This is a genomic window from Geodermatophilus sp. SYSU D00814 (genome assembly GCF_054050055.1).
In genome coordinates this window covers 35558-60695 of the sequence record NZ_JBJGYP010000009.1, presented here as the reverse complement: position 1 = coordinate 60695, position 25138 = coordinate 35558, and the positions used below count along the sequence as shown (strand labels likewise).

The following is a 25138-nucleotide window of genomic DNA, read 5'->3' as shown; positions in this document are numbered from 1 at the left end:
ATCGGGGACGAGCGGGGGCCGGTGCGCGGACCCGCCGTCGGCGGGCAGGAGGCGACGTGACCACCGCGCTGGACAGCGGCACCGCCACGCGCGGACGGCACGTCGTCGCGGCCGTCCTCGTGGCGGCCGCCGCCGTGGCCGTCGTCTGGGCGCCGGAGGTGGCCGGCGACGACGGCCGGCTCGGCGCGGTGCTGCTGCTGCAGGTCGTGCTGGCCCTGGGATGGGCGCTCGCGCTGGCCCCGGCGGGGGCGCGGGGCGCGGTGGCGCTGGCCGTCGCGGCGGCTGTCGCCGCCGACCTGCTCGTCGTCGGCGTCGAGGACCCCGGCCCGGGCGTGCTGCTGGCGGTGGCCGGGCCGGCCCTGCTGGCCGCCGTCGTGCACCAGATGCTGCGCCGCCCGCCGCGCACCGACGTCGTCGGCTCGCTCGGCTCGGTGGCGCTGCTCGTCGCGTCGGCGTGCGCGCTGGCGCTGCTCCTGCTGCCCGACGTGGCCGGGGACGCCGACACCCCCGCCACCGCGCCGCTGCTCGTCGTGGCGGCCGGCCTCGCCGCCGGCCTGCTGGTCGACGCCGTGCTGCCGCACCCCGCCCTCGCCGAGGAGGCCTCCCGCGGTGTGCCGGGGCTGCTCGCCGCGGTGGGCGCCGCGGTCGCGGTGGCCCTGCTGGGCAGCGGCGCCGGCACGCTCGTCGACGCCCTCTCCGGGATCACCACCGGCGTGGTCCTCGGCCTGGTCGCCGCGCTCGCCGGCACGGCGGCCTCCTTCCTGCTCGCCGACGCCGGCCGCCGGGTGCCCGCGGTCGCGGGGGCGGCGGTCGAGGGGCTGCTGCCGCTGGCCGTCTGCGCGCCGGCGCTGCTGGCGCTGGCCGTCGTCTGATCGGCGTGCGCACCCTCCTCGTCCTGCTGGCGCTGCTGGTCGCGCTGCTGCTCGTCGCCGGGCTGGTCGCCGACCCGATCGCCGAGGGCGTCGCCGAGGAGCGGGTCGCGGCCGCGCTGCGCGACGGCGGCGACCTCGCCGGGACGCCCGACGTCGACGTCGCCGGCTGGCCCTTCCTCACCCAGGCGGTGTCGGGCACCTACGACGACGTCCGCATCTCCCTGACCGCCGAGGACCTCGGCCGGCCCGCGGGGACGCACGCCGACGTCACGCTGCGCGGGGTGCACGTACCGCTGTCGGACGTGCTCTCCGGCTCGGTGCAGGAGGTCCCCGTCGACCGGATCGACGGGACCGCGACGCTGTCCTACGCCCTCCTCTCCGAGCGGCTCGGCGCCGGCACCGTCCTGCAGCGCGAGGGCGACGGGCTGCGCGTCACCCGCACCGTCGAGGTGCTCGGGTACACGGTGCCGCTCACCGCCGTCGGCCGGGTGTCGCTCGACGGGCAGGACCTCGTCGTCGACGTCGAGGAGGCCGCGGCGGCCGGCGTCGACGTGCCCGACGCCGTCGTCGACCGGGCCGACGACGCGCTCGACCTGCGCTACCCCGTCGCGCTGCCCTTCGGTCTGCGGCTGACCGGCGTCCGCCCCGCCGATGACGGGGTCGACGTCGCCGTCGAGGCCACCGACACGGTGCTGCGCGTGTCCTGAGGAATGCCCACCGGACCGGCCGGGTTGGCCAGGGGGATGACTCCCGCCGTGCTCGAGGGGCTGGGCTTCCGACCCGGCCAGGCCGACCTGACCGTGGTCCAGTTCTCGACGGCGTTCTGCGGGCCCTGCCGGACCACCCGCGCCCGGCTGCAGCACCTGGCGGCCACCCGCCCGGGACTGGCCCACCTCGACGTCGACGCCGAGAGCGCTCTCGACGCCGTCCGCGCGCTCGACGTCCGGCGCACGCCGACGCTGCTCTACCTGGACCGGGAGGGGCGCCTGCTGGGCCGCCGCAGCGGCGCCCCGCACCCCCGGGAGCTCGCCGCCCTCGTCGACGCCCACACGGGCACGCGGTCCTGATCGGTTACCCTCGTCACGTGGGCACCCTGCTGACCTCGCGCCGCACAGTGGACCTGTGCCGCGTCGGCAGCTGCCTGTGTCGCGCCTCCTGAGGGCGGCCCTGCTCCGCCCAGACGTGCCCTGACCGCCGTCCGGAGAGCCATCCCCATGCTCCTGAGCCCCGCACGCACCGTCGTCGTGCGCGCGGGCTGCGAGCCGTTCCCGACCGTCCGCCGGCTCCGCCCGGCGCGCACCGCCTGACCGCCGCACACCCACCACAGGGAGGAACACCCCCCATGAGCCGCAACGACGTGCTCGTCACCGCCGACTGGGCCCAGGACAACCTCGGCCGGCCCGGAATCGTCTTCGTCGAGGTCGACGAGGACACCAGCGCCTACGACAAGGGCCACATCGAGGGCGCGGTCAAGCTGGACTGGAAGAAGGACCTGCAGGACCCGCTGCGCCGCGACTTCGTCGACCGCGAGCAGTTCGAGCAGCTGCTGAGCGCCAAGGGCATCGGCAACGACGACACCGTGGTGCTCTACGGCGGCAACAACAACTGGTTCGCCGCCTACGCGTACTGGTACTTCAAGCTCTACGGCCACGACCAGGTCAAGCTCCTCGACGGCGGCCGCAAGAAGTGGGAGCTCGACAGCCGACCGCTGTCCTCCGACGCCGTCGAGCGCCCCGCCACCCAGTACCGGGCGCAGGAGGCCGACACCTCCATCCGCGCCTTCCGCGACGAGGTGATCGCCGCGATCGGCCAGCAGAACCTGGTCGACGTGCGCTCGCCCGACGAGTTCGCCGGCAAGCTGGTCGCCCCCGCGCACCTGCCGCAGGAGGGCGCGCAGCGCCCCGGCCACATCCCCACCGCGGTGAACGTGCCCTGGAGCAAGGCGGCCAACGAGGACGGCACCTTCAAGAGCGACGAGGAGCTGCGCGAGCTCTACGCCGCCGCCGGCCTCGACGAGTCCAAGGACACCATCGCCTACTGCCGGATCGGCGAGCGCTCGAGCCACACCTGGTTCGTGCTGCGCGAGCTGCTCGGCCAGCAGAACGTCAAGAACTACGACGGCTCGTGGACCGAGTACGGCTCGCTGGTCGGCGTCCCGATCGAGAAGGGGGCCTGAGCGTGTGCGGCGCCCCGAAGCAGGGCGGCGCGCTCGCCGGCATCGACCTGGACACCCAGACGGTGATCCAGGGCCAGGTCTGGTTCGACGGCGCCCCGGTGCCCGGCGCCTACGTCCGGCTGCTCGACGCCACCGACGAGTTCACCGCCGAGGTGGTCACCAGCCCGGAGGGCGAGTTCCGCTTCTTCGCCGCTCCGGGCAAGTGGAAGCTGCGCTCGCTGGCCCCGGTCGGCCGCGGTGAGCGCGTCGTCTCCGCCGAGGTCGGCCTGACCGAGACCACGGTCGTCCTCGACTGAGGGCCCGCGCCACGATCAGGTGACCTGATCGTGGCGCGTCCTCCCTCACGGTCTGCGGTGAGGGAGGACGCCCGGCGGTGCGGGAGGACGACGGAGCCGCCCGTTCCGCGACCGCGCCCGCCCTGGCAGCCGCCGGGGCGGGCGCGGTCGTGTCCGGGTGGCTTGCCCGCGCGGTGCGCAGGGAGTGCACTGCGCGGCATGCGCATCGGCATCCTGGGCAGCGGTCAGGTCGGGCAGGCGCTGGCGCGCGGGTACGGCCGGCACGGGCACGACGTGGTCGTCGGCACGCGGCAGGAGGCGGTCGGCGACCTGCCCGTCGCCCGGCCCGAGGACGCGGTGCGGGGTGCCGACCTCGTCGTCCTGGCCGTGCGGGGGGACGCCGCCGTCGACCTGGTCGGCTCCCTGGCCGACGCGCTCGACGGCGCGGTGCTCGTCGACGCCACCAACCCGCTGGACGCCTCCGGGGGCGCCCCGCGGCTGTTCGTCGGGCACACCGACTCCCTCGGCGAGCAGGTGCAGCGCGCGGCTCCCGGAGCCCGGGTGGTCAAGGCCTACAACACCGTCGGCAACGCGCTGATGGTCGACCCGCAGCTGCCGGGCGGGCCGCCGACGATGTTCATCGGCGGCGACGACGAGGCGGCCAAGGCCACGGTCACCGGCCTGCTGCGCGACACCGGCTGGGACGTCGTCGACCTCGGGGGCATCGAGGCGAGCCGGTGGCTGGAGCCGATGTGCATGGCCTGGGTCGCCCACGGGGTGCGCACCGGCACCTGGGGCCACGCCTTCCGGCTGCTGCGCCCGGAGGCCTGAGGGCGGCTGCGCGCCGGGACCTGAGGGCCGCCGGTCAGGGCACGCCGGGCGGCAGCCGGTTCGGGCCGGCCTCGGGCGGCCGCGGGCGGTCCTCCGGGTACGCACGGACGGCGACCAGCGCGACGTCGTCGGCGCCGGGCGCGGGCACCATCCGGGCCAGCAGCGTGTCGCACAGCTCCTCCAGCGGGACCCGCCCGAGGTCGCGCAGCGCCTCCTGCAGCGCGGCCAGCCCGGCGTCGAGGTCGCTGTCGCGGCGCTCGACGAGGCCGTCGGTGTAGAGCAGCAGCGTCTGGCCGTCGCGGATGTCGGCCGTCGCGTCGGTGCGCCGCGCGTGCGGGTCGACGCCGAGCACCAGCTCCGGCCGGGTGGCCAGCAGCCGGCTCGTGCCGTCGGGGTCGAGCAGCAGGGGCGGCAGGTGCCCGGCGTTGCTCCACCGCAGCACCCGGGTGCCGGCGACCGGGACGTCGGGGTGCCGCTCGATGCGCGCGAGCACCACGGTGGCCAGGGTGCACACCGCCAGGCCGAGGGCGGTCCGCTCGGCCCGCGCCAGCGTCACCGAGGGCGGCCGCTCCTCGTCGTAGGCCAGTGCCCGCAGCAGCCCGCGCAGCTGCCCCATCGCGGCGGCCGCGTCGCTGCCGTGCCCGACGACGTCGCCGATGACGAGCACCGTGGCGCCGTCGGGCTGCAGGAAGGCGTCGTACCAGTCGCCGCCGACCTGGGCGCCGTCGGCGGCCGGGCGGTAGCGCACGGCGACGTGCAGGTGGTCGGGCTCGGGCGGCGGGGTGAGCAGCGCCTGCTGCAGCCGGTCGGACAGCGCCCGCTGGGCGGCGTTCTGCTCGGCCAGCCGTCGGAGCTCCTCGGCCTGCCGGAGGGCGGCCAGCCGGTCGGTGAGGTCGCGGAAGGAGACGACGACGCCGGTCACCTCGTCGTCCTCCACCGTGGGGACGGCGATCAGCTCGACCGGCACCGCCGTGCCGTCGGCGCGCCAGAACACCTCCGCGTCGGCCGACACCGTCCGGCCGGTGGCCAGCGCCTGCCAGACCGGGCACTCCTCGCGGGGGTACGGGGAGCCGTCCGCGCGGGCGCCGTGCAGCAGGTCGTGCTGGTCGCGCCCCAGCTGATCGGCGGCGGGCCGGCCGGTGATGCGCTCGGCGGCCGGGTTGACGAACTCCACCCGCCCGGCGCGGTCGAGGCCGTAGATGCCGTCGGCGACGTTGGCCAGGACCCGCTCGTAGCGGGCCGCCGTCCGGGCCAGCTCGGCCTCGACCGCGTGCAGGTCCGGCGGAGCGCCTGGGCTGTCGATGGTGCCGTCCTCCTCCGCTGGTCCGGCGGGTGCCTGCGCCCCAGCGTGCCTCACGGCCCCGGCGGGTGCCGGACCCTCCCCGGGCGTCAGCCGCGGTGTCGGGCGGCGTGCCAGGCGGCGGCGCCCAGCACCGCCGCGACGGCCATCGCCGCCCCGCCCGCCGTCGCCCCCGCGAAGCCGGCCCGCAGCACGTCGGGCGCCCGGACGGCGGCGCCGACGCCCACCGCGGCCCCCAGCGCGAGCAGCCCGGCCCACACCGCCCAGGCGGTGCCGCGCAGGTCGCCGGGCCGCGACGGCGTCCGGCGCCACCACAGGACCAGCCAGCCGGCGAGGACCGCCGCGCCCAGCACCGTGCTGACGTGCTGGGCGACGTCGTAGCCGAACCAGTCCTCACCGGCGAAGGTCCCCACCGGTGCGCCCAGTGCGGGCACGTGCCGGGTGCCCCACCCCCACCAGTGCGTGAACTGGTCCCAGCCGACGTGGGTGGCCGCGCCGAGCGCCAGCGCGGCGAGCACCGCGGCGCCCGCCCGCGGCGACCCGAGACGGGCGCGCAGGCCCGGGCGCGCGGTCAGCCGGCGGCGCAGCCCGGCGGGGGCGGCGGCCAGTGCCGGCGCGGCCAGCAGGCCGTGCCACACCAGCCACAGCGCGGCACCGAGGGCGACGTCGAGGGTGACCACCGCGAGCGGGGTGTGCGTCGGCCAGCCGGGCCGGCCGGGCAGGTAGAAGGGCAGGTCGGGCGCGAGGCTCCCGGCGACGAGCGCGGACGCCGGCAGCCCGGTCGGCAGGAAGGGCAGCACCGCGGCGGGGTGGCTCCCGGTGAACGGCACCGGCCCATCGTGCCCGTCCCGGCGGGTCCGGCGGCCGGGAGCACGCGGGCGCGCCTACCGTGGCCGCCGTGGTCGCCGCGTGGGTCCTCGTCGCGCTCGCCGCGCTGGCCGGCCTCGCCTGCCTCGCGGCCGCCCGGCGGCTGGCCCGGCCGGGCGGGCGCCCCCGCCGCGAGCGCTCCCGTCCGGGCCGCAGCGCGCGGGGCCGCTGACCGGGCGCCCGGCTACGGTGGCGGGCATGCCTCCCCGGGACGCCGGCCGGTGACCGGCCCGACCGACCTGCCCGTCGCCGACACCGTCGACGTCCGCTCCGGGCCGGAGGTGGCCCACGACCTGCTGGCGGTGCTGCCGCTGCTGGGGGAGTGGCACGGCGAGGGCGTGCTGGCCGGCGGGGACGACGGCGACCGGCGCTTCGGCCAGTGGATCCGCTTCGCCCACGACGGCCGCGACTTCCTCGCCTACGAGTCCCGCACCTGGCTCATCGGCGACGACGGCCGGGTCGAGGGTCCCGCCGTCCGGGAGTCCGGCTTCTGGCGGCCCCGCGGCGAGGACGACGTCGAGCTGCTGGTGACCAGCCCCGACGGCCTGGTCGAGCTCTACGTCGGGCGGGCGCGGACCACCACGAGCTGGGAGCTGACCAGCGACGTCGTGGCCCGCACGCCCGACGCCCCGGACGCCGCCCGCGCGGTGCGGCTCTACGGCATCGTCGAGGGAGCGCTCATGTACGCGATCGACCGGGCCGGCTCGCAGACCCCGCTGCGGCCGACGATGTCGGCCCGGCTGGAGCGGCTGCGGTGAGCGTCCCGGTGGGCGGGTCGGTCGACACGCCCCGCCGCGTCGCCGACGGCTACGTCGACGCCGTCTGCGACCTCGACCCGATCGTCGCGACGTCGCTGGGCACCCGGCCCGGCGACGACCGGCTGCCCGACCTGAGCCCGGAGGGGCTGGCGGCCGAGGCCGACCTCACCCGGCGGACCCTCGCCGGGCTCGACGCCGTCCTGGCCGCCGACCCCTCCCTCGACGACGACCCGGTGGAGCGCCGCTGCGCCCGCCTGCTGCGCGAGCGGCTGGGCGCCGAGCTCGCCGCGCACGAGGCCGGGGAGGGCTTCCGCGCGCTGTCGAACCTGTTCAGCCCGGTGCACTCGGTCCGTCAGGTGTTCCTGCTCATGCCGACGGCCACCGACGACGACTGGGCGGTGGTCGCCCGCCGCATGGCCCGCATCCCCGAGGCCTACCGCGGCTACCTCGACACGCTGCGCGAGGGCGCCCGGCGCGGGCTGCTGGTCGCCCCGCGCCAGGTGTCCACCGTCGTCGGGCAGCTCGACGAGTGGCTGACCGGCCCGTTCTTCGGCGGGCTCGCCGCCGGCGGCCCCGACGCGCTGCGCGGCGAGCTCGACGCCGCGGCCCGCTCGGCCGACGCGGCGGTGGCCGAGGTCCGCGACTTCCTCCGCGACACCTACCTGCCGCAGGCCGAGGGCACCCCCGACGCGGTGGGCCGCGACCGCTACGCGCTGGCCGCACGGCGCTGGAACGGCTCCGACCTCGGCGCCGGCCAGGGGCTGGAGGAGGCCTACGCCTGGGGCTGGGCCGAGCACCGGCGGATCCTGGCCGAGCAGCGCGCGGAGGCCGAGGCGCTGCGCCCCGGGTCGACCCCGCGCGAGGCCATGGCCTGGCTCGACGAGCACGGTCCGGCCGTCGAGGGCGTCGAGGCGATCCGGCAGCGGCTGCAGGCGATGATGGACGAGGCGATCGCCGCGCTCGACGGCACGCACTTCGACCTCGCCGAGCCGGTGCGCCGGGTGGAGGCGATGATCGCGCCGCCGGGCAGCGCCGCGGCGCCGTACTACACCCGCCCCGCGCTGGACTTCTCCCGGCCCGGCCGCACCTGGCTGCCGACGCTGGGCCGCGAGCGCTTCCCGCTGTGGGACCTGGTCTCGATCTGGTACCACGAGGGCGTCCCCGGCCACCACCTGCAGCTGGCCCAGTGGGTCTACGTCGCCGGCGACCTGTCCACCTACCAGACGTCGCTGGGGTCGGTCAGCGCGAACGTCGAGGGCTGGGCGCTCTACGCCGAGCGGCTCATGGACGAGCTCGGGTACCTCACCGAGCCGGGCGCGCGGATGGGCTACCTCGACGCCCAGCAGCTGCGCGCGATCCGGGTGGTCATCGACATCGGCATGCACCTCGGGCTGCCCGTCCCCGACGACGCCGAGGGTGCGCTGGCCGCGCACCGCGGCCGGCCGTGGACGCCGGAGCTCGCGCGGGCCTTCGCCGGCGACCACCTGGGCAGCGACCCGGCGTTCCTCGACAGCGAGCTGATCCGCTACCTCGGGCTGCCCGGGCAGGCGATCAGCTACAAGCTCGGGGAGCGGGCCTGGCTGGCCGGGCGGGCCGCCGCCCAGCGCGCCCGCGGGGCGGACTTCGACCTCAGGGCGTGGCACATGGCCGCGCTGTCGCAGGGCTCGCTCGGCCTCGACGACCTCGAGGCCGAGCTGGCGCGGCTCTAGGGTCGCGGCGTGCGCGGGCCCGGGAAGGAGACGCTGCTCCCCGTCGTCGGGGCGGCCGTGGCCGGCAACGCCCTCGTCGGCCGCGAGTCGCTCCGGTGGTTCCGCGGGCTCCGGCACCCGGCCTCCCAGCTCCCGATGCCCGGGTTCTACGCGGTCGGGGGCGCGTACTACCTGGTGATGGGCGTCGTCGTGCACCGGGCCGCGCGGCGCGGGGACCGGCGTTCGTACCGCCTGGCGATGGCCGTCCTGGCCGGCAACGAGCTGTGGAACGCGGCCTTCTTCGGCCGGCGGAGCACCCGCAACGGCTTCCTGGGGGTCCTGGCGTTCCTCGTGCCGCTGGGCCTGCTGCAGGCCTCCGTCGCGGGGGACCGGACGTCGGCGCTGGTGCTGGCCCCGTACACCGCCTACGTGCTCGGCTACGACGTCCCGTGGACCCACCGCCTCTGGCGGCTCAACCCGTCCTGACCGGCCGCGGGCCGATCCCGACCAGGTGGGCCAGCTCGGCCGTCGCGCGGGCGAAGAACCGGTCGGCGTCCTCGACCGACCCGACCAGCTGGCCGAACAGCTCGAAACCGACCGTGCCGAACAACGCGCAGTAGGCCAGCAGGGCGCGCACCCGGACGGCGTCGTCGATGCCGGGGGCGTCCTGCCCCAGGACCTCCACGGCGGCGTCGCCGAGCAGGCCGGGCTCGCGGCCGCCGTCGCCGGTGAGCAGCCCGGCGCGGGCGGCGTCCCCGAGGACGCGGCCGAGGACGACGCCGACCCGCGACGCCGCGGGCACGGTGTCCCGGGGGGCGTGGTAGCCGGGCACCGGCGAGCCGTAGAGCAGCGCGTACTCGTGCGGGTGGGTGCGCGCCCAGTCGCGCACCGCGGCGCACACGGCCGACCACCGCTGCTCCGGGGCGGCGGCGGGGTCGTCGGCGGCCTCGGCCGCGGCGCCCACGGCGTCGTACCCGTCGATGATCAGCCGGGTCAGCAGGTCGTCGCGGCTGGGGAAGTAGCGGTACACCGCCGAGGAGGCCATCCCCACCTCCCGGGCGACGGCGCGCAGCGACAGCGCCGCGGCGCCCACCTCGGCCAGCTGCCGGCGCGCGGCCTCGGTGATCTCGGCGGTGATCTCGGCGCGGACGCGCTCGCGGGCGGTGGGCACGTCCCGATGATGACGCTTCGCGAGCGGTGCACGCAAGTGTGAGCACTGCTCTTGACAGCACGCGGGCGGAGCGGGATCGTCGTTCTCGAACGAGAGCACCGCTCTCGTCGGACCGGACGAGGAGCCGTCATGGCACTGCACGTGATCGTGGGCAAGGGCCCGGTGGGCACGACGACGGCGGAGCTGCTGGCCGCCCGGGGGCACCGGGTGCGGGTGCTCTCCCGCAGCGGCGGCACCTCCACCGACGCCGTCGAGCACCGCCGGGTCGACGCCGCCGACGCCGGGGCGCTGACCGAGGCCGCCGCCGGCGCGGCCGCCCTCTACAACGCCGTCAACCCGCCCTACCACCGCTGGGCCACCGACTGGCCGCCGGTCGCCGCCGCCCTGCTGAGCGCCGCCGAGCGCACCGGCGCGGTGCTGGTGACGATGTCCAACCTCTACGGCTACGGCCGCCCCACCGGGCCCATGACGCCGGAGAGCCCGCTGGCCGCCACCGACACCAAGGGTCGGGTGCGGGTGGCCATGTGGCGGGAGGCGCTGGCCGCGCACGAGGCCGGCCGCGCCCGGGTGACCGAGGCCCGCGCCGCCGACTTCGTGGGACCGCAGGTCCCGCCCGCGCAGTCCCACCTGGTGCGCCAGCTGGCGACGCTGCGCCGCGGCCGTCGCGCCTGGGTGGTGGGCGACCCCGACGTGCCGCGCAGCTGGAGCTACCTGCCCGACGTCGCCGCCACGCTGGCCGTCCTCGGCACCGACGAGCGCGCGCTGGGCCGGGCGTGGCACGTGCCGAGCAGCCCGCCGCGCTCGCAGCGCCAGGCGCTCGCCGACCTGGCCGGCGCGATGGGTGTCCCGCCGGTGCCGGTGAGCGGCATCCCGTGGCCGGTGCTGTCGGCCGTCGGCGTGTTCTCGCCGATGATGCGCGAGGTCGTCGACGTCCGGCACCAGTTCGACCAGGAGTACGTCCTGGACGCGACCGCGACGACCGAGACCTTCGGCCTGACCGCCACCCCCTGGCCACAGGTGCTCGCGGCGACCGCCGGTGCGCCGGTGGCGTCCCGGGCCTGAGCGCGCGGCTCAGGCCTCGCGGTCGACGACGTTGACGGGGTCGCTGTCGGGGGTGACCGGGTCGCCGGGCAGGGCGGGGGCGACCTCGAGCCGGCTGGCCAGCAGCGCGTCGACGGCGGCCACGCTGCCGCCGACGTAGGTGCTGGTCAGCGCCGGGTCGGTGACGACGCACCAGGCGCGGTCGGCCGGCCACCACAACGCGGCGCTCTGCTCGCGCGGCTCCGGGGCGAAGTTCGCCGCGGCGCGCTCCACCGGGCCGGGCACGAGCAGCAGGTCGGCGCGGGGCAGCAGGAGTCGCGGCAGGTCGGCGGCGCCGCCGTCGTCCCACCCGAACCAGCACTCGCCGGGGGTGGTGGTCCGGTCGGCCAGCACGGCGGCGATCTCGCGGGCGACGTGCGCGGGCAGGTGCCCCTCGGCGGGGGCGTCGTTCCACAGCCCGGGCTGGTCGGCCTCGGCGAGGTACTCCCAGGAGCCGGTGATGCCGGGCCACTGCATCAGCCGGTGCGGGGTGGTGCCGTTGGCCGCGGCGACCTCGTCCCACCGGACGTGGACGTCGTCGTCGCCCTCGTAGCGGACGGCGGGGTGGAACACCCGGGCGTGCGCGGCGAAGCCGGCCGGCAGCAGCGCGGCGACGGTGTCGGGGGGAGCCCGGCGCACGGCCTCGGCGATCCAGCGGCCGGCCGGCGCGGTGCGCCCGACGATGGACACGGGGCGCGGCTCCCTCCCCGGGGAACGGACAACCCCCGGGCTGTTCCGCGGCGCCTGTCCCCGAGGGGAGGCTGCTCGCGGGCCGACTGGACAAGTGTCGGCGGCCCGGGGGTCGGGTGACTGTCCGGTTCTCGCTCGCCGCCGTACGACGGACGGGCGATCATGCCGTCGTTCGGATTCCACTCCGAACGGGCGGCCCATCTGGACGGCGGCTAGCGGACAGCCACCTCACGAGTCCGATAAGCATGCAAAGTACGGACCACCTCCTCTCTCGTGTACCTCGACGGTACGACGCGGTTCCGGGGTCGGCAACGACGTTTCTCAGCCGTCGGCGAAACCGCCGCGTGCCGCCGGTCCGCCGGGCGTGTCGGGCCCGCGCTGGTAGACGTCCGGGATGTCGTCGTGGTCGGCGTCCACCTGCTCCAGCTCCCAGATCTGCCGGTAGCGGCGGTTGCGCAGCCGCAGCACGACCGTGGCCAGCAGGGCCGACAGCAGGGTGCCGATGAGCACGCCGACCTTGACGTGCTCGTCGCGCTCGCTGCCGACGCCGAAGGCCAGCTCGCCGATGAGCAGGGACACCGTGAAGCCGATCCCGCCAAGCAGCGCCAGGCCCACCACGTCGGGCCAGCCGAGGTCGTCGGCGAACTCGGCCCGGGTGAACCGGGTGACCAGCCAGCTGGCCCCGAGGATGCCGACCAGCTTGCCGACGACGAGGCCGGCGACGATCCCGAGCGTCACCCGGTCACCGAGCGACTCGACCAGGCCCGACAATCCGCCGACGGTGACCCCGGCGGCGAAGAAGGCGAACACCGGGACGGCGACGCCGGCCGAGATCGGGCGGAACCGGTGCTCGAGGTGCTCGGCCAGGCCGGGGCCCGCGCCGGGCCCGCCGGCCGCCTCGCTGCGGACCACCGGCACGGTGAACGCGAGCAGGACGCCGGCCACCGTGGCGTGCACGCCGGACTCGTGCACGAACACCCAGGTGAGCACCGCCAGCGGCAGCAGCAGCCACCACGAGCGGACCCGCTTCTGCACGAGGAAGCCGAAGACCCCCAGCGGCAGCAGGGCCAGCGCCAGCCAGCCCGCGGCCAGCGACGTCGTGTAGAAGACCGCGATGATCGTGATGGCCAGCAGGTCGTCGACGACCGCGAGGGTGAGCAGGAACGTGCGCAGCGCGCTGGGCAGGTGGGTGCTGATCACGGCCAGGACGGCGAGGGCGAAGGCGATGTCGGTGGCCGTCGGGATGGCCCAGCCGCGCAGGGCGTCCCCGCCCCCCAGGTTGACGAGCACGAAGATCACCGCGGGCACGGCCATCCCGCCGACGGCGGCGGCCACCGGCAGCGCCGCCCGCCGCGGGTCGCGCAGGTCACCGGCCACGAACTCGCGCTTGAGCTCCAGCCCCGCGACGAAGAAGAAGATCGCGAGCAGCCCGTCGGCCGCCCACGTGCCCAGGGTCAGGTCCAGGTGCAGCGAGGCCGGCCCGACACGCGTGTCGCGCAGCGCCTCGTAGGCCGCCGACCACGGCGAGTTGGCCCAGGCCAGCGCGATCACGGTGCCGATCAGCAGCAGGACGCCGCCGACGGTCTCCTTGCGCAGGATGTCCGCGATCCGGCTGGTCTCGGCCCACGAGCCGCGGGCGAGGACGCGGGTGGATCCGTGCGGGCGGGAGGGGACGGTCACGGGGCGGCTCCGGGGCGGTGGGTCGGGTACGACACCGCCGACCAGACTTCCCGGCACACCCGGGGACAGCCTAGCGGCGGCCTCCCGTCGTCGCCGTCCGTGCACGGGGCCGGTCCGTAGAGTGGTCGCCGTGGACCCCCGCCCGGCACCGCCCCCGCGGGAGCGTTCCCTCCGCCCGGCGGAGCTGGCCGGCCGGCGCGTCGGGGTCTGGGGCCACGGCCGCGAGGGCCGCGCCGCCGTGCGGGCCGCGCTGGCCGCCGGAGCCTCCGGCGTCCTCGTCGCCGACAACCGGCCGGTCGACCCGGCGTCCCTGCCCGAGGGCGTCACCGCCACCACTGACGTCGCGGACCTCGCCGGCTGCGACGTCGTCGTCCGCTCGCCGGGGATCAGCCCCTACCGGGAGGACGCCCGGCTGCTCGCCGACCGCACCGTGGTGACCACCGGCACCGGGATGGCGCTGGCCGAGGCCGCGGCGCGGGGGGTGCCGGTGCTCTGCGTCACCGGCACCAAGGGCAAGAGCACCACCAGCGCCCTGGCCGCCGCCGTCCTCACCGCCGCCCGCCGCCCGGCCGTGCACGCCGGCAACATCGGCACCCCGCTGCTCGACGTCCTGGCCGACGTGGGCGACCGCACCCTCGTCGTCGAGATCTCCAGCTACCAGGCCGCCGCCGTGCCGGACTTCTCCGGCCGCGGCGCGCTGACCTCGCTGGCGCCCGAGCACCTGGACTGGCACGGCGGGGAGGCCACCTACTTCCGCGACAAGCTGCGCGTCTTCACCGCCTGCCCCGAGCGGTCGGTGGTGGTCAGCGCGCAGGCCCGGCCGGTGGCGCTGCGGTACCTCGACCCCGCGCAGCTGGTCGACCCCGCCGAGGTGCTGCCGCCGGGGCTGGCCGAGCGCGCGCAGCCGGTGCACCTGCCCGGCGCCCACAACCGCAGCAACGTCGCCGTCGCGCTGGCCGCCTGCGCGCTGCTCGGCCTCGACCTCGCCGCCGCCGCCGAAGCGGTCACCGACGCGGTCGCCGCCTTCCGGGCGCTGCCGCACCGGCTCTCACCGGTGGCCACCCTGGGCGGGGTCACCTTCGTCGACGACACGCTCTCCACCACCCCGGTGTCGGTGCTGGCCGCGCTCGACGCGCTGGCCGGCCGGCCGGTCACGCTCATCGCCGGCGGCCAGGACCGCGGCCTGGACTACACCGGCCTGGCCGCGACGTTGGTGGCCCGTCGGGAGGAGGTCGCCGTGGTGACCGTCCCCGACACCGGGGCCCGGCTGGCCGACGACGTCCGCCGGGAGGCCGCCGGGGCGGCGGTGCGCCTCACCGAGGCGCAGTCGCTGGCCGAGGCGGTGGCCGCGGCGATCGCCGGCACCCCGCCGGGCGGGGTCGTGCTGCTCTCGCCCGGCGCCCCCAGCTACAACCGCTACCGCGACTTCGAGGAGTTGGCAGCCACCTATGAGCACGTCCTCGCCGACGCCGGCGCCGAGCGTCTCTGACCGGCCCGGCGGCGGCGCCTTCGTCGTCGCCGGCCGGACCCTGGACCCCGCCACCGGCGAGGCCGCCTTCACCTACCGGCTCGGCGACGACGAGTTCACCGAACGGCTGACCCTCGACCCGGCGCTGCTCGGCGGTGAGGTCGACGCCGACCGGCTCGACGGCGCCCTCGACCTGGTGCACCTGGTCATGGGCACCAGCTACTACAAGCTCGCCGCCCCCGGCCGGGTCGTCGTCGAGCGGCCGGTCACCGCCGCGCAGGCCGCCGTCGCGCAGGCCGCCTACACCGACGGCCTCGGCGAGTTCGCCGCGGTCAACCGGCTGCCCGTGCCGCACCGCGTGGCCTTCGACGTCGAGGTCCGCCCGGCCGGCCCGGCGCCGTCCCCCGGCACCCGGGGCGCGCTGCTGCCCGTCGGTGGTGGCAAGGACTCCGCGCTGGCCCTCGTCGTCATCCCCGACGGGACGGCGCTGGCGGTCAACCCCACCGGCGCGCAGCGCGACGTCGCCCGCGCCGCCGGCGTGCCGCTGCTCGAGGTCCGCCGCCGGCTCGACCCCCTGCTGGCCGAGCGCACCGCCCAGGGCGGCCTCAACGGGCACGTCCCGGTCACCGCGATCAACTCCGCGATCGCCACGCTGGTCGCCGTCCTCGGCGGCCACGACCCCGTCGTGTTCGCCAACGAGCGCTCCGCCGACGAGGAGACGCTCACCGTCGACGGCGTCAGCGTGAACCACCAGTACTCGAAGTCCTTCGCCTTCGAGCGGCTGTTCACCGCGGCCGCCGCCGAGCTCGGCACCGGATACTTCAGCCTGACCCGGCAGCTGTCGGAGCTGGCGACGGTCGCCGCCGTCGCCGCGCTGCCGCTGCGCGCGGACATCCTCAGCTGCAACCGCTCCTACACCCAGCGGCACCTGGGTGGGCAGGCCGAGCAGCGCTGGTGCCTGCACTGCGACAAGTGCCTGTTCACCTTCCTCTGCTTCGCCGTGTTCCTGACCCCGGCGGAGGCGGAGGAGGTGTTCGGGGGCAACCCGCTGGCCGACGTGTCCCTGGCCGACGGGTTCCGGAGGCTGTGGGCCACGGAGAAGCCGTTCGACTGCGTCGGGGAGCGCGCCGAGAGCGCCGCGGCGATGGCGCACCTGGCCGCCAGCCGGTCCTGGGGCGACGCGCCGGTGGTGCGGCTGCTGGGCGCCGAGGCCGCCGCGGCCGCGGAGGTCACCGGCGCGACGGTGGCGCGGTTCCTGCCCCCGCGCGGCGAGCACGGCATCCCGCCGCGGTACCTGGAGTCGCTGCAGCGCGTGCTGGCCGGCTCCCGCAGCGCCGTGGCGTAGCCGGGCCGGAACTACGCTCCTCACCGTGGGATCCGAGCACGGGACGGCGCCGCTGGCCGAGCGGCTGAGGGCGCGCGGACTGCGGCTGACGCCGCAGCGCCAGCAGGTGCTGGCCGCTGTCTCCCAGCTCGACCACGCCACCCCCGAGGCCATCGGCGTGCGGCTGCGCGAGCAGGCCGGGCCCGGCGGCGCGGCGCCGGACACCTCGACGGTCTACCGCACGCTGGAGCTGCTCGAGCGGCTCGGACTGGTCTGGCACACCCACCTGGGCAAGGGGGCGCCGGTCTACCACTCCTCGGAGCACCCGCACCTGCACGTCGTCTGCGCCTCGTGCGGAGAGATCTCCTCCGCCGACCCCGGCCTGCTCGACGCCGCGGCGGAACGTCTGGCGGCCGACCTGGGTTTCACCGTGGACGTGGGGCACGTCGCGCTGTCGGGGACGTGCCGTCGGTGCAGGGAAGCCGGGACGGAGAACGCATGACCACCTCACCACTGGCCGCGCGAGCGGGCGCGGTCGTCGCCGAGGGCGCGACCGTGGCCGCACACTCCGTCGCCGTCCACTACGGGGACCCGCTGCGCGAGCAGCGGCTGCTCGCCGAGGGCGCCGGCTGGGTCGACCGCAGCGACCGCGACGTGCTCACCGTCCCCGGCGCCGACCGGCTGACCTGGCTGCACAGCCTGACCAGCCAGCACCTCGAGCGGCTGGCCGACGGCACCGGCACCGAGGCGCTCGTCCTCTCCCCGCACGGCCACGTCGAGCACCACCTGGTCCTCGCCGAGCTCGGCGGCACCACCTGGGCCGACGTCGAGGCCGGCACCGGCGCCGCCCTGCTGGCCTTCCTGCAGCGGATGGTCTTCATGCTGCGCGTGGAGCCCGCGCTGGTCACCGACGCCTGGGCGCTGCTGTCCCTCGTCGGCCCGCGGGCGCCGGAGGTGCTCGGCGCCGCCGCACTGCCCGCGCCCGAGGCGCCGTACGCCGTCGCGGCGCTGCCGGGTGGTGGCTGGGTGCGCCGGATGCCGTCCCTGGGCGACGGCGGCGCGACCGCGTTCGACCTGCTCGTGCCGCGCGCCGGGCTGGTGGAGACCGCCGACGCGCTCACCGCCGCGGGCGCCGGTGCCGCCGGGCTGGACGCGTACGAGGCGCTGCGCGTGGAGGCCCGCCGCCCGCGTCTGGGGGCGGACACCGACCACCGCACCATCCCCAACGAGCTGGAGTGGCTCACCACCGCCGTCCACCTCGAGAAGGGCTGCTACCGCGGGCAGGAGACCGTCGCCCGGGTGCACAACCTCGGCCGCCCGCCGCGGCGGCTGGTGCTGCTGCACCTCGACGGCGTGAGCGAGGAGCTGCCCGCGCCCGGCGCGCCGGTCCGCTCCGGTGCCCGCGACGTGGGCCGGGCCGGCACGGTGGTGCGCCACCACGAGCTCGGCGTGGTCGCGCTGGCGCTGGTCAAGCAGTCGGTGGGTCCCGACGCCGAGCTCACCGTGGGCGGCTCGCGCGCCGTCGTCGACCCCGACGACGTCCCGGCCGCGGTCGACGACACCCGGGCGGCCGCCCGCGGCCGGGTCCGGGCCGTCCGGTCTGCCACCATCGGGCGGTGACCTCGCTGAGCCCCGAGCCGACGCCCGCCGGTGGCGCGGCCGTCGACGAGCTGCTCGACCCCGCGTTCCTCCGGGACGTCGAGCGGCGGCCCATGTCCGACGTGCGGCAGCTGCGCCGCCGGGCCGAGCAGGAGGAGGTCAACCTCTCCTACACGCGGCGGCTGCTGCAGGGCCGGCTGGACATCGTCCGCCGCGAGCTGCAGCGCCGCGCCGAGCACGACGGCCGCTCGCTGGTCGACCTGCTGCCGGAGATCCTCGCCGAGAAGGGGCGCGGCCCGGCGCACGGCCTCGGCCGGCACCAGACGCTGCAGCCGGCCTCGCCCGACGTCTACGAGTCGTGGGTGCACGGCCTGACCCCCGACGTCGACCTGTCCGACGTCGCCCGGCTGCCCGACGCCGACCTCGAGCGCGCCGCCCGTGCGCTCGCCGCGGCCGAGGGGTCGCTGTCCGAGCGCCGCCGCGGCGTGCAGCAGGTCATGGACACCCTCGCCGGGGAGCTCGCCCGCCGGTACCGCAACGGCGAGGCCGACGTCGCCGCGCTGCTCGCCGCCGAGGGCCGATGACGGGCTGGCCCGACGCCCCGGTCCTCGTCGAGGTGTGGCGCTCGGGATTCCTCGAGTCGGTGCACCGCGGCGCCGTCGTCGTCGTCGGCCCCGACGGTGCGGTGACCTGGTCGGCCGGCGACGTCGACCGTCCGGTCCTCCCGCGGTCGGCCAACAAGCCCGTGCAGGCCACCACCTACCTGGCCGCCGGCTGGCGCCCCCGCTCCGGCCCGGAACTCGCGATCGCGGCCGGCTCGCACCTCGGTGAGGACGGCCACCGCGACCTCGCCGCGGGCATCCTCGCCGCCGCGGGCCTGGACCCCTCGGCGCTCGGCTGCCCGGCCGCCCTGCCCGGGCACGAGCCCACCCGCGCGGCCTGGCTGGTCGCGGACCGGGCACCCGAGCGGCTGGCGATGAACTGCTCGGGCAAGCACGCGGCGATGCTGGCCGCCTGCGTCGCGGCGGGCTGGCCCACCGACGGCTACCTGCAGCGCGAGCACCCCCTGCAGCAGGCGATCGAGGCCCGGCTGTCGGCCGCGGCCGGGGAGCCGGTGGCCGCCGTCGTCGTCGACGGGTGCGGCGCGCCGCAGCACGGGCTGTCGCTGACCGGGCTGGCCCGCGGCGTCGGCTCGCTGGTCGAGGCCCCGCAGGGCGGCCCCGAGCGCGCGGTGGCCGACGCGGCCCGCGCCCACCCCTGGTACGTCGCCGGCACCGGCCGGGAGGACACCGACCTCATGACCGCCGTCCCCGGCCTGCTGGTGAAGGGCGGTGCCGACGGCGTGCACGTCGCCGCCCTGCCCGGCCGCGGTGCGGTGGCGGTCAAGCTCGACGACGGCGGTGACCGCGGGCGGGCGCCGGTGCTGGCCGCGGCGCTCCGCCGGCTCGGCGTCGGCGAGGAGGTGCTGGCCCCGTGGGCGACCACCCCGGTGACCGGCGGCGACGGCGTCGTCGGGGAGGTCCGGCCGGCCGTCGTCCTGGCCGGGTGACGGCGACACGCCGGGTGTGAGGCGACTCACGGCAGGGTGCTAGCAGCTGCGCTTGCAACTGCTAGCACCCCTGGTTACCGTTGAGTACGTGCAGACCCCCGGCGAGTTCGTGAGCGGTCAGGTGAGGTCGGTCCGCGAGAAGGTGGACCAGCTCGCCGGCAGCGTCGCGGAGACCGTCGCGGCCGAGGCCCAGCAGGTCTCGACCGTGCGCTCGCAGGTGGGGGAGTACATCCGGGAGCAGCGCAGCGCCGCCCGGGTGTCCCTGCGCGAGCTCGCCCGCACGGCAGGGGTGAGCAACCCCTACCTGTCGCAGGTGGAACGGGGGCTGCGCAAGCCGTCGGCGGAGATCCTCGCCGCCATCGCCAAGGGTCTGCAGATCTCCGCCGAGACGCTCTACGAGCAGGCGGGCATCCTCGACCGGCGCGCCGGCAACCCCGACACGGTCGCGGCCATCCGGTCCGACGACCAGCTCTCCGAGCGGCACAAGGCGGTGCTGCTCGAGCTGTACGAGACCTACGTCCGCGAGCACGCCGCCGCTTCCCCCGTGCCCGCGGACGCCACCCGGAGCCGCACGCCCGGGGACCACCCGAACCCCTCCAAGGAGACCGCATGACCACCGCCACCGACCTCCTCGAGCAGGTCGCCGAGCGCGGCCGCACCCCGCTGCTGGTCGCCGTCGGCGCCGGTGACCTCGCCGTCACCCAGGCCCGCACCGTCCTCGCCACGCTGCGCTCGCGCGCCGAGGCCCTCCCCGGCGAGGCCCAGGTCCAGGTCGACCTGGCCACCCGCGAGGCCCGCACCCGCGCCGAGCAGGCCGCCGACCGCGCCCGCCAGCTGGTCACCGTCGTCCGTCCCGACGCCGTCGTCACCACCGTGACCGGGCTCGTCGAGCAGGCCCGCACCCAGGCCGCCGGCACCGTCGAGGCGCTGGCCGAGCGCGGCGCCGACGTCCTGCAGGAGCTGCGCCGCCAGCCCGGCATCCGCCGCTTCGTGGTGCGCGCCGAGCAGGCCGTCGACACCGTCGAGGACGCCGTCGAGGAGGTCATCGAGGAGGCCGCCGAGGCCGTCACCGAGGCCTCCGACGAGATCACCTCCCGCGTCCAGAAGGCCGCCGCCCGCACCACCAAGGCCGCCGCCAAGGCCGAGGCCGCCGTCGAGGAGACCGCGGAGCAGGCGAAGGCCACCCTCGAGGAGACCGTCGAGGCCGCCGACGAGGCCACCGCCAAGGCCGCCCGCAAGCCGGCCAAGCGCACCCCCGCGGCCCGCTCGTCGGCCGCCAAGGGCACCTCGGCGCGCGTGACCCGCACCCGCACCACCAAGAAGACCACCGACTGAGGAAGGACCCTCCTGCCCCCGCCGCTCGCACGCTCGCGGCGGGACCCCGCAGGAGGGCCGCACCCAGGGTCACGACCCAGGGCCCCGGAGCTGCACGTGTGCGCTCCGGGGCCCTGTCGCGTCCCAGGGGTGTCCCCCCGGTCGGAGCGAGCCCGCCACCGCCGCGGGCGGGTACCCTCCGGGACATGTCCTTCGACGGGATGCTGCTGTTGGCGCTGTACTACGCCACGCTGGCGCTGACCGTCTGGGCGTTCGTCGACGCCGTGATCCGCCCGGCCGCGGGGTACGTGGCCGCCGGCAAGCTCACCAAGCCGGCCTGGGCGGGCATCACCGCGCTGGCCGGGGTGGTCATCTACCTGCAGGGGCCGATGACGTTCCTCGGCCTGCCCGCGGTCATCGCCGCCGTCGTCTACCTCGTCGACGTGCGCCCGGCCGTCCGCGGCGTGCAGCGGGGCAACAGCAGCTGGTGACGCGCCGGCCGGGTCAGTACCGGTCGTCGCGCGGCATGAACGCCCACAGCACCAGGTAGGCGATGAACTGCGGCCCGGGCAGGATGCACGAGACCACGAAGGCCAGCCGCAGGGCGCCGGTGGAGATGCCGTAGCGGCGGGCGATGCCCGCACAGACGCCGGCGATCATCCGGTTGCGGGTGTCCCGGGCGAGCCGGCGGGGAGCAGGTGCGGGGTAGGTCATGTCCCGACCCTAGGCGCGGCCGGGAGCCCGGGGCATCGGGGAACACCCTGGTCAGCGGCTGAAGACACCCGGAGGCGGTTCCGGGGAGGCCACCGCCTGCGCGTCCGGCACCGGCTGCGCGTTGCCCACGAAGCGGGCCAGGTCGTCGTCGGCCACCACCCGGGCGGGCATCGGGTCGCCCGCGCAGCGCCGGGTCAGGGCGGCCACCGGCAGCGGCGCGTCGGAGGCCACGGTGACCAGGTTGCCGAAGCGCCGGCCGCGCAGGGTGCCGGGCTCGGCGAGGACGCAGACGTGCGCGAACACCGCCTGCAGGGTGGCCACCTGGCCGCGGGCGAAGCGCAGCGGCGGCCCGTCGGCGACGTTGGCGGTCAGCACGCCGCCCGGCCGCAGCACCCGCCGCGCCTCGGCCGCGTACTCGACGGTGGTCAGGTGCGCCGGCGTCCGGGCCCCGGCGAACACGTCGCTGACGACGACGTCGGCGCTCGCGCTCGGGAGGGCGGCGAGCCCGGCACGGGCGTCTGCGGCGCGCACCCGGACCTGCGCCCCCCGCGGCAGCGGCAGGTGGGCGCGGACCAGGTCGGTGAGCCGCTGGTCGGCCTCGACCACCCGCTGCCGCGAGCCGGGCCGGGTCACCGCGACGTAGCGGGCCAGCGTGAGCGCGCCGCCGCCGAGGTGCACCGCGTCGACCGGCTCGCCCTCGGGCGCGGCCAGGTCGAGCACGTGGCCCATGCGGCGGACGTACTCGAACTCCAGGTGCGCCGGGTCGTCGAGGTCGACGTGGGACTGCGGCGTCCCCTCCACCACCAGCACCCACGAGCCGTCGCGGTCGGCGTCACCGAGCAGCTCCGCGGTGCCGCCGTCGACCTCGGTGGGGCCGGGCGGCACCACCGGCGGGCGGGCGCCGCGGCTCACCGGGGCGCCACCGCCGACCAGCGGACGGTCAGCTCGCCGTGCCGCCAGCGCCGGGTCGTGCCGACCAGCGGCCAGCCCTCGTCGGCGAGCGTCTGGACGGCGGCGACCCACCGCTGGCGCGGCCCGAACGTCGACAGGCCGGCCGCGGCGGCCCAGGCGGCGTCGAGGGCGCGCAGCAGGTCGTGCACGGGCTGCCCCGGGACGTTGTGGTGGATCAGCGCCTTGGGCAGCCGCTCGGCGAGGTCGGAGGGCCGGTCGAGGTCGGCGACCCGCGCGGCGAGGGTGAGGGTCAGCGGCCCGTCGGCGTCGAGCGCGACCCAGCTAGCCCGCCGTCCCCACTCGTCGCAGGTGCCCTCCACCAGCAGGCCGCCGGGACCCAGCGCCGCGCAGGTGGTCTCCCACGCCCGGGCCGCGGAGGCCTCGTCGTACTGGCGCAGCACGTTGAACTCGCGCACCAGCACCGGCCGCAGCCCGGCGAGCTCGAAGCCGCCGACCCGGAAGTCCACCCGCGGCGGGTCGCGGTGCTCGGCGACGGCGGCCACCCGGGCGGGGTCGATCTCCAGCCCGACGACCTCCAGCCCGGGCACCTCCGGCGCGAGGCGGTCGGCCAGCTCGAGGGTGGTCACGGCCGACGAGCCGTAGCCCAGGTCGACCACGAGCGGGCGCGCGGCGTCGCGCAGCCGCGGCACCTGGGTGGCGAGGATCCAGCGGTCGACCCGGCGCAGCCGGTTGGCGTTGGTGGTGCCGCGCGTCGGCAGGCCCAGCGCCCGGGCGCGGCCGGCGGCCAGCCGCGGCCCGGCACGGCGCGGGGTGAGGCTCGCCCGGCGCTTGTGCTCGCTGCCGTCCTCGCTCACCGGGCCCGAGGGTAGTCCGCCTCCCCGGGCCACCGCCCGGGCCCGTTTACCGTGGGATCGTGCTCGTCCGCTCCGATGCCCGTCTCGCCGACCTGACCACGCTCGGGGTCGGTGGGCCCGTGGCGCGGCTGGTCGAGGTCACCGACGCCGCCGACCTGGTCGCCGCCGTCCGCGAGGCCGACGAGGCGGGCCGGCCGCTGCTCGTCCTCGGCGGCGGCTCCAACGTCGTCGCCCCCGACGCGGGGTGGGACGGCGACGTCGTGGCCGTGCGCAGCCGCGGCGTCGAGCGGCGCGGCGACGTCCTCGAGGTGCAGGCCGGCGAGGACTGGGACGACCTGGTCGCGCGCACCGTCGAGGAGCAGCTGGCCGGGATGGAGGCGCTCTCGGGCATCCCCGGCTCCACGGGCGCCACGCCGGTGCAGAACGTCGGCGCCTACGGCCAGGAGGTCGCCCAGACGATCACCGCGGTGCGCGTCTACGACCGTGCCGAGAAGACCGAGCGCACGCTGTCCAACGACGAGTGCGACTTCGGCTACCGCGACAGCCGCTTCAAGCGCGAGCCCGGCCGGTTCGTCGTCCTCACCGTCTCCTTCGCCCTCGACCCCGGACCGCTGTCACGGCCGGTGGGGTACGCCGAGCTGGCGAAGCGGCTGGGCGTGGACCTCGGCGGCCGGGCACCGCTGGCCGACGTCCGCGCCGCGGTGCTCGACCTGCGCCGCGGCAAGGGGATGGTCGTCGACCCGGCCGATCCCGACACCCGCAGCGCCGGCTCGTTCTTCACCAATCCCGTCGTCCCGGCCGAGCAGGCCGTGCCCGGCTGCCCGAGCTGGCCGGCCGGTGACGGGATGCTCAAGCTCAGCGCCGCGTGGCTGGTGCAGTCGGCGGGCTTCGGCCGCGGGACGCGCGACGGGCGGGTCGGCACGTCGTCGCGGCACAGCCTGGCGCTGACCACCGAGCCCGGGGCGACGGCGGCCGAGCTCATGGCCTTCGCCGACCGGGTCGTGGCCGCCGTCCACGACCGCTTCGGCGTGACGCTGGTCCCCGAGCCCCAGCGGCTGTAGGCGGCTCCCCGTCGAGATCGCGTGGTCTCGACGCGTCAGCGCCTCCCCGGGGTCGGGATCACGTGATCTCGGCGGTCAGTCGGCCTCGCGGTGGACCTTGTGCTGGGCGGCCTGGGCGCGGGGGCGGACGACGAGCAGGTCGACGTTGACGTGGTGCGGCCGGGTCAGCGCCCAGGCGATGCAGTCGGCGACGTCCTCGGCCACCAGCGGCTCGCGCACGCCCCGGTAGACGGCGTCGGCCTTCTCCTGGCTGCCGGTGCGGATGAGCGAGAACTCCTCGGTCCGGACCATCCCCGGCGCGATCACCACCACGCGCACCGGCTCGGCGACGAGCTCCAGCCGCAGGGTCTCGGCCAGCGTGTGCACGCCGTGCTTGGCCGCCGTGTAGGACGCACCACCCTCGTAGCTGACCAGCCCGGCCGTGGAGCCGACGAACAGCACGTCCCCGGCGCCCGAGGCGCGCAGCGCCGGCAGCAGCGCCTTGGTCAGTCGCACCGTGCCGAGCACGTTGACGTCGTAGGTGCGCGCCCACGAGTCGAGGTCGGCCTCGGCCACCGGCCTGGCGTCGAACGCCCCGCCGGCGTTGTTGACCAGGACGTCGACCCGCGGCAGCTCGGCGGCGAACGCCTCGACCGAGGCGGGGTCGGTGACGTCGAGCGGCAGCGCGCGGGCGCCGATCCGCTCGGCGAGCGCGGTCAGCCGGTCCTGCCGGCGGGCACCCACCACGACGTCGAAGCCCTCGCCGGCCAGCCTCTCCGCCGTCGCGGCGCCGATGCCGCTGGAGGCGCCGGTGACCACGGCGGTGCGCCCGGCTCCCGGGAAGGGGGTCGGGCCGGAGGGTGAGACGTCGGTGACACCGGGCATGTGGTCATCCTGTCGCTGTTGCAGGATGGGAAGACGACAGGGGTGTCGAGACCGGCGCCCGGGACGGGGACGAGGCGGGAGGTCGGGGTGC

At 76.9% G+C, this 25138-nt stretch carries 30 protein-coding genes; 21 read left to right on the top strand and 9 right to left on the bottom strand.

What is annotated here, in order from left to right:
* Positions 1 to 56 precede the first annotated feature (56 nt).
* The 6 genes from ACI780_RS08810 (at position 57) to ACI780_RS08785 (ending at position 4154) form a co-directional block, all read left to right on the top strand.
* Positions 57 to 872 (top strand): hypothetical protein, encoded by an 816-nt coding sequence (locus ACI780_RS08810; protein ID WP_456869348.1) that lies wholly within the window; start codon positions 57 to 59, stop codon positions 870 to 872.
* 5 nt (positions 873 to 877) lie between these two features.
* Positions 878 to 1579: an LmeA family phospholipid-binding protein gene (locus ACI780_RS08805; RefSeq protein WP_457002243.1), complete on the top strand. Its 702-nt coding sequence runs from the start codon at positions 878 to 880 to the stop codon at positions 1577 to 1579.
* 36 nt (positions 1580 to 1615) lie between these two features.
* Positions 1616 to 1939 (top strand): thioredoxin family protein, encoded by a 324-nt coding sequence (locus tag ACI780_RS08800; protein ID WP_457002241.1) that lies wholly within the window; start codon positions 1616 to 1618, stop codon positions 1937 to 1939.
* A gap of 275 nt (positions 1940 to 2214) precedes the next feature.
* On the top strand, positions 2215 to 3048 hold the full coding sequence (locus tag ACI780_RS08795) for a sulfurtransferase (RefSeq protein ID WP_457002239.1): 834 nt from the start codon (positions 2215 to 2217) through the stop codon (positions 3046 to 3048).
* Positions 3049 to 3050: 2 nt separating this feature from the next.
* Positions 3051 to 3344 (top strand): DUF1416 domain-containing protein, encoded by a 294-nt coding sequence (locus ACI780_RS08790; RefSeq protein WP_089402006.1) that lies wholly within the window; start codon positions 3051 to 3053, stop codon positions 3342 to 3344.
* A gap of 198 nt (positions 3345 to 3542) precedes the next feature.
* Positions 3543 to 4154 carry an NADPH-dependent F420 reductase gene (locus ACI780_RS08785; RefSeq protein WP_457002236.1) on the top strand — a complete coding sequence of 204 codons (612 nt, stop codon included), beginning with the start codon at positions 3543 to 3545 and terminating at the stop codon, positions 4152 to 4154.
* 34 nt (positions 4155 to 4188) lie between these two features.
* Here the strand turns inward: ACI780_RS08785 and ACI780_RS08780 are convergent, their stop codons facing one another.
* Entirely contained in the window at positions 4189 to 5511 is a 1323-nt protein-coding gene (locus ACI780_RS08780) for a PP2C family protein-serine/threonine phosphatase (RefSeq protein WP_457002234.1), read from the bottom strand.
* Between the two features lie 32 nt (positions 5512 to 5543).
* On the bottom strand, positions 5544 to 6284 hold the full coding sequence (locus ACI780_RS08775) for a DUF4184 family protein (RefSeq protein WP_457002232.1): 741 nt from the start codon (positions 6282 to 6284) through the stop codon (positions 5544 to 5546).
* A gap of 68 nt (positions 6285 to 6352) precedes the next feature.
* Here ACI780_RS08775 and ACI780_RS08770 point away from each other — a divergent pair, with 68 nt between their 5' ends.
* From ACI780_RS08770 to ACI780_RS08755, 4 genes are read left to right on the top strand one after another with little or no spacing between them, the layout of a single operon-like run.
* Entirely contained in the window at positions 6353 to 6493 is a 141-nt protein-coding gene (locus ACI780_RS08770; protein WP_456869341.1) for a hypothetical protein, read from the top strand.
* Positions 6494 to 6542: 49 nt separating this feature from the next.
* Positions 6543 to 7079 (top strand): FABP family protein, encoded by a 537-nt coding sequence (locus ACI780_RS08765; RefSeq protein ID WP_456869340.1) that lies wholly within the window; start codon positions 6543 to 6545, stop codon positions 7077 to 7079.
* The gene (locus tag ACI780_RS08760) at positions 7076 to 8788 is read left to right on the top strand and encodes a DUF885 domain-containing protein (RefSeq protein ID WP_457002230.1); all 1713 of its coding nucleotides are present in this window, start codon (positions 7076 to 7078) and stop codon (positions 8786 to 8788) included. Before ACI780_RS08765 ends, ACI780_RS08760 begins: the two co-directional genes overlap by 4 nt.
* 9 nt (positions 8789 to 8797) lie before the next feature.
* A complete protein-coding gene (locus ACI780_RS08755; protein WP_457002228.1) occupies positions 8798 to 9253 on the top strand; it encodes a TspO/MBR family protein in 456 nt (151 codons plus the stop codon).
* Here ACI780_RS08755 and ACI780_RS08750 read toward each other — a convergent pair.
* Positions 9240 to 9938 (bottom strand): TetR/AcrR family transcriptional regulator, encoded by a 699-nt coding sequence (locus ACI780_RS08750; protein WP_456869337.1) that lies wholly within the window; start codon positions 9936 to 9938, stop codon positions 9240 to 9242. The two genes, ACI780_RS08755 and ACI780_RS08750, sit on opposite strands and share 14 nt — an antisense overlap.
* Positions 9939 to 10067: 129 nt before the next feature.
* Here ACI780_RS08750 and ACI780_RS08745 point away from each other — a divergent pair, with 129 nt between their 5' ends.
* Positions 10068 to 11000 (top strand): NAD-dependent epimerase/dehydratase family protein, encoded by a 933-nt coding sequence (locus tag ACI780_RS08745; RefSeq protein WP_456869336.1) that lies wholly within the window; start codon positions 10068 to 10070, stop codon positions 10998 to 11000.
* Between the two features lie 9 nt (positions 11001 to 11009).
* Here ACI780_RS08745 and ACI780_RS08740 read toward each other — a convergent pair whose 3' ends face one another.
* A complete protein-coding gene (locus ACI780_RS08740) occupies positions 11010 to 11708 on the bottom strand; it encodes a hypothetical protein (RefSeq protein ID WP_456869335.1) in 699 nt (232 codons plus the stop codon).
* A 321-nt stretch (positions 11709 to 12029) separates the two neighbouring features.
* Positions 12030 to 13388 (bottom strand): Na+/H+ antiporter NhaA, encoded by a 1359-nt coding sequence (gene nhaA, locus ACI780_RS08735; protein WP_457002225.1) that lies wholly within the window; start codon positions 13386 to 13388, stop codon positions 12030 to 12032.
* Between the two features lie 130 nt (positions 13389 to 13518).
* Between nhaA and murD the strand changes: the two genes are divergently transcribed.
* The 9 genes from murD (at position 13519) to ACI780_RS08690 (ending at position 21133) form a co-directional block, all read left to right on the top strand.
* Entirely contained in the window at positions 13519 to 14877 is a 1359-nt protein-coding gene (gene murD, locus ACI780_RS08730) for a UDP-N-acetylmuramoyl-L-alanine--D-glutamate ligase (protein ID WP_457002223.1), read from the top strand.
* Positions 14837 to 16201 (top strand): hypothetical protein, encoded by a 1365-nt coding sequence (locus ACI780_RS08725; RefSeq protein WP_456869332.1) that lies wholly within the window; start codon positions 14837 to 14839, stop codon positions 16199 to 16201. Before murD ends, ACI780_RS08725 begins: the two co-directional genes overlap by 41 nt.
* A 25-nt stretch (positions 16202 to 16226) precedes the next feature.
* A complete protein-coding gene (locus ACI780_RS08720; protein WP_457002221.1) occupies positions 16227 to 16682 on the top strand; it encodes a Fur family transcriptional regulator in 456 nt (151 codons plus the stop codon).
* A complete protein-coding gene (ygfZ, locus tag ACI780_RS08715) occupies positions 16679 to 17800 on the top strand; it encodes a CAF17-like 4Fe-4S cluster assembly/insertion protein YgfZ (protein ID WP_457002219.1) in 1122 nt (373 codons plus the stop codon). Before ACI780_RS08720 ends, ygfZ begins: the two co-directional genes overlap by 4 nt.
* Positions 17797 to 18363, top strand: coding sequence for an RsiG family protein (locus tag ACI780_RS08710; protein WP_456869329.1), 567 nt, complete (start codon positions 17797 to 17799; stop codon positions 18361 to 18363). The genes ygfZ and ACI780_RS08710 overlap by 4 nt, the downstream gene beginning before the upstream one ends.
* A complete protein-coding gene (locus tag ACI780_RS08705; RefSeq protein ID WP_457002217.1) occupies positions 18360 to 19328 on the top strand; it encodes an asparaginase in 969 nt (322 codons plus the stop codon). The genes ACI780_RS08710 and ACI780_RS08705 overlap by 4 nt, the downstream gene beginning before the upstream one ends.
* Before the next feature lie 88 nt (positions 19329 to 19416).
* Positions 19417 to 19941, top strand: a complete 525-nt coding sequence (locus ACI780_RS08700; RefSeq protein ID WP_456869327.1) for a helix-turn-helix domain-containing protein — start codon at positions 19417 to 19419, stop codon at positions 19939 to 19941.
* Positions 19938 to 20663 carry a hypothetical protein gene (locus ACI780_RS08695; protein WP_456869326.1) on the top strand — a complete coding sequence of 242 codons (726 nt, stop codon included), beginning with the start codon at positions 19938 to 19940 and terminating at the stop codon, positions 20661 to 20663. Before ACI780_RS08700 ends, ACI780_RS08695 begins: the two co-directional genes overlap by 4 nt.
* A gap of 185 nt (positions 20664 to 20848) precedes the next feature.
* Entirely contained in the window at positions 20849 to 21133 is a 285-nt protein-coding gene (locus ACI780_RS08690; RefSeq protein ID WP_456869325.1) for a DUF2516 family protein, read from the top strand.
* Positions 21134 to 21146: 13 nt separating this feature from the next.
* On the opposite strand, the gene ACI780_RS08685 is transcribed toward ACI780_RS08690, so the two are convergent.
* Genes ACI780_RS08685 through ACI780_RS08675 form a run of 3 tightly spaced genes read right to left on the bottom strand, consistent with a single transcriptional unit; the run spans position 21147 to position 23122 of the window.
* Complete coding sequence (locus ACI780_RS08685) at positions 21147 to 21356, bottom strand: PspC domain-containing protein (protein ID WP_456869324.1); 210 nt, start codon at positions 21354 to 21356, stop codon at positions 21147 to 21149.
* Between the two features lie 51 nt (positions 21357 to 21407).
* Entirely contained in the window at positions 21408 to 22268 is an 861-nt protein-coding gene (locus ACI780_RS08680) for a spermidine synthase (RefSeq protein WP_457002213.1), read from the bottom strand.
* Positions 22265 to 23122, bottom strand: a complete 858-nt coding sequence (locus ACI780_RS08675) for a class I SAM-dependent methyltransferase (protein ID WP_456869322.1) — start codon at positions 23120 to 23122, stop codon at positions 22265 to 22267. Before ACI780_RS08675 ends, ACI780_RS08680 begins: the two co-directional genes overlap by 4 nt.
* Before the next feature lie 59 nt (positions 23123 to 23181).
* Here ACI780_RS08675 and ACI780_RS08670 point away from each other — a divergent pair, with 59 nt between their 5' ends.
* On the top strand, positions 23182 to 24183 hold the full coding sequence (locus ACI780_RS08670) for a UDP-N-acetylmuramate dehydrogenase (RefSeq protein WP_457002211.1): 1002 nt from the start codon (positions 23182 to 23184) through the stop codon (positions 24181 to 24183).
* A gap of 75 nt (positions 24184 to 24258) precedes the next feature.
* Here ACI780_RS08670 and ACI780_RS08665 read toward each other — a convergent pair whose 3' ends face one another.
* Complete coding sequence (locus ACI780_RS08665; protein WP_457002209.1) at positions 24259 to 25047, bottom strand: SDR family oxidoreductase; 789 nt, start codon at positions 25045 to 25047, stop codon at positions 24259 to 24261.
* Positions 25048 to 25138 lie beyond the last annotated feature (91 nt).

Bases quoted from the DNA above. Each gene is read 5' to 3' on its own strand.
- ACI780_RS08800 (WP_457002241.1), top strand. From the start codon at position 1,616: ATGACTCCCGCCGTGCTCGAGGGGCTGGGCTTCCGACCCGGCCAGGCC.
- ACI780_RS08795 (WP_457002239.1), top strand. From the start codon at position 2,215: ATGAGCCGCAACGACGTGCTCGTCACCGCCGACTGGGCCCAGGACAAC.
- ACI780_RS08785 (WP_457002236.1), top strand. From the start codon at position 3,543: ATGCGCATCGGCATCCTGGGCAGCGGTCAGGTCGGGCAGGCGCTGGCG.
- ACI780_RS08745 (WP_456869336.1), top strand. From the start codon at position 10,068: ATGGCACTGCACGTGATCGTGGGCAAGGGCCCGGTGGGCACGACGACG.
- ACI780_RS08725 (WP_456869332.1), top strand. From the start codon at position 14,837: ATGAGCACGTCCTCGCCGACGCCGGCGCCGAGCGTCTCTGACCGGCCC.
- ygfZ (WP_457002219.1), top strand. From the start codon at position 16,679: ATGACCACCTCACCACTGGCCGCGCGAGCGGGCGCGGTCGTCGCCGAG.
- ACI780_RS08705 (WP_457002217.1), top strand. From the start codon at position 18,360: ATGACGGGCTGGCCCGACGCCCCGGTCCTCGTCGAGGTGTGGCGCTCG.
- ACI780_RS08695 (WP_456869326.1), top strand. From the start codon at position 19,938: ATGACCACCGCCACCGACCTCCTCGAGCAGGTCGCCGAGCGCGGCCGC.
- ACI780_RS08690 (WP_456869325.1), top strand. From the start codon at position 20,849: ATGTCCTTCGACGGGATGCTGCTGTTGGCGCTGTACTACGCCACGCTG.
- ACI780_RS08685 (WP_456869324.1), bottom strand. From the start codon at position 21,356: ATGACCTACCCCGCACCTGCTCCCCGCCGGCTCGCCCGGGACACCCGC.
- ACI780_RS08665 (WP_457002209.1), bottom strand. From the start codon at position 25,047: ATGCCCGGTGTCACCGACGTCTCACCCTCCGGCCCGACCCCCTTCCCG.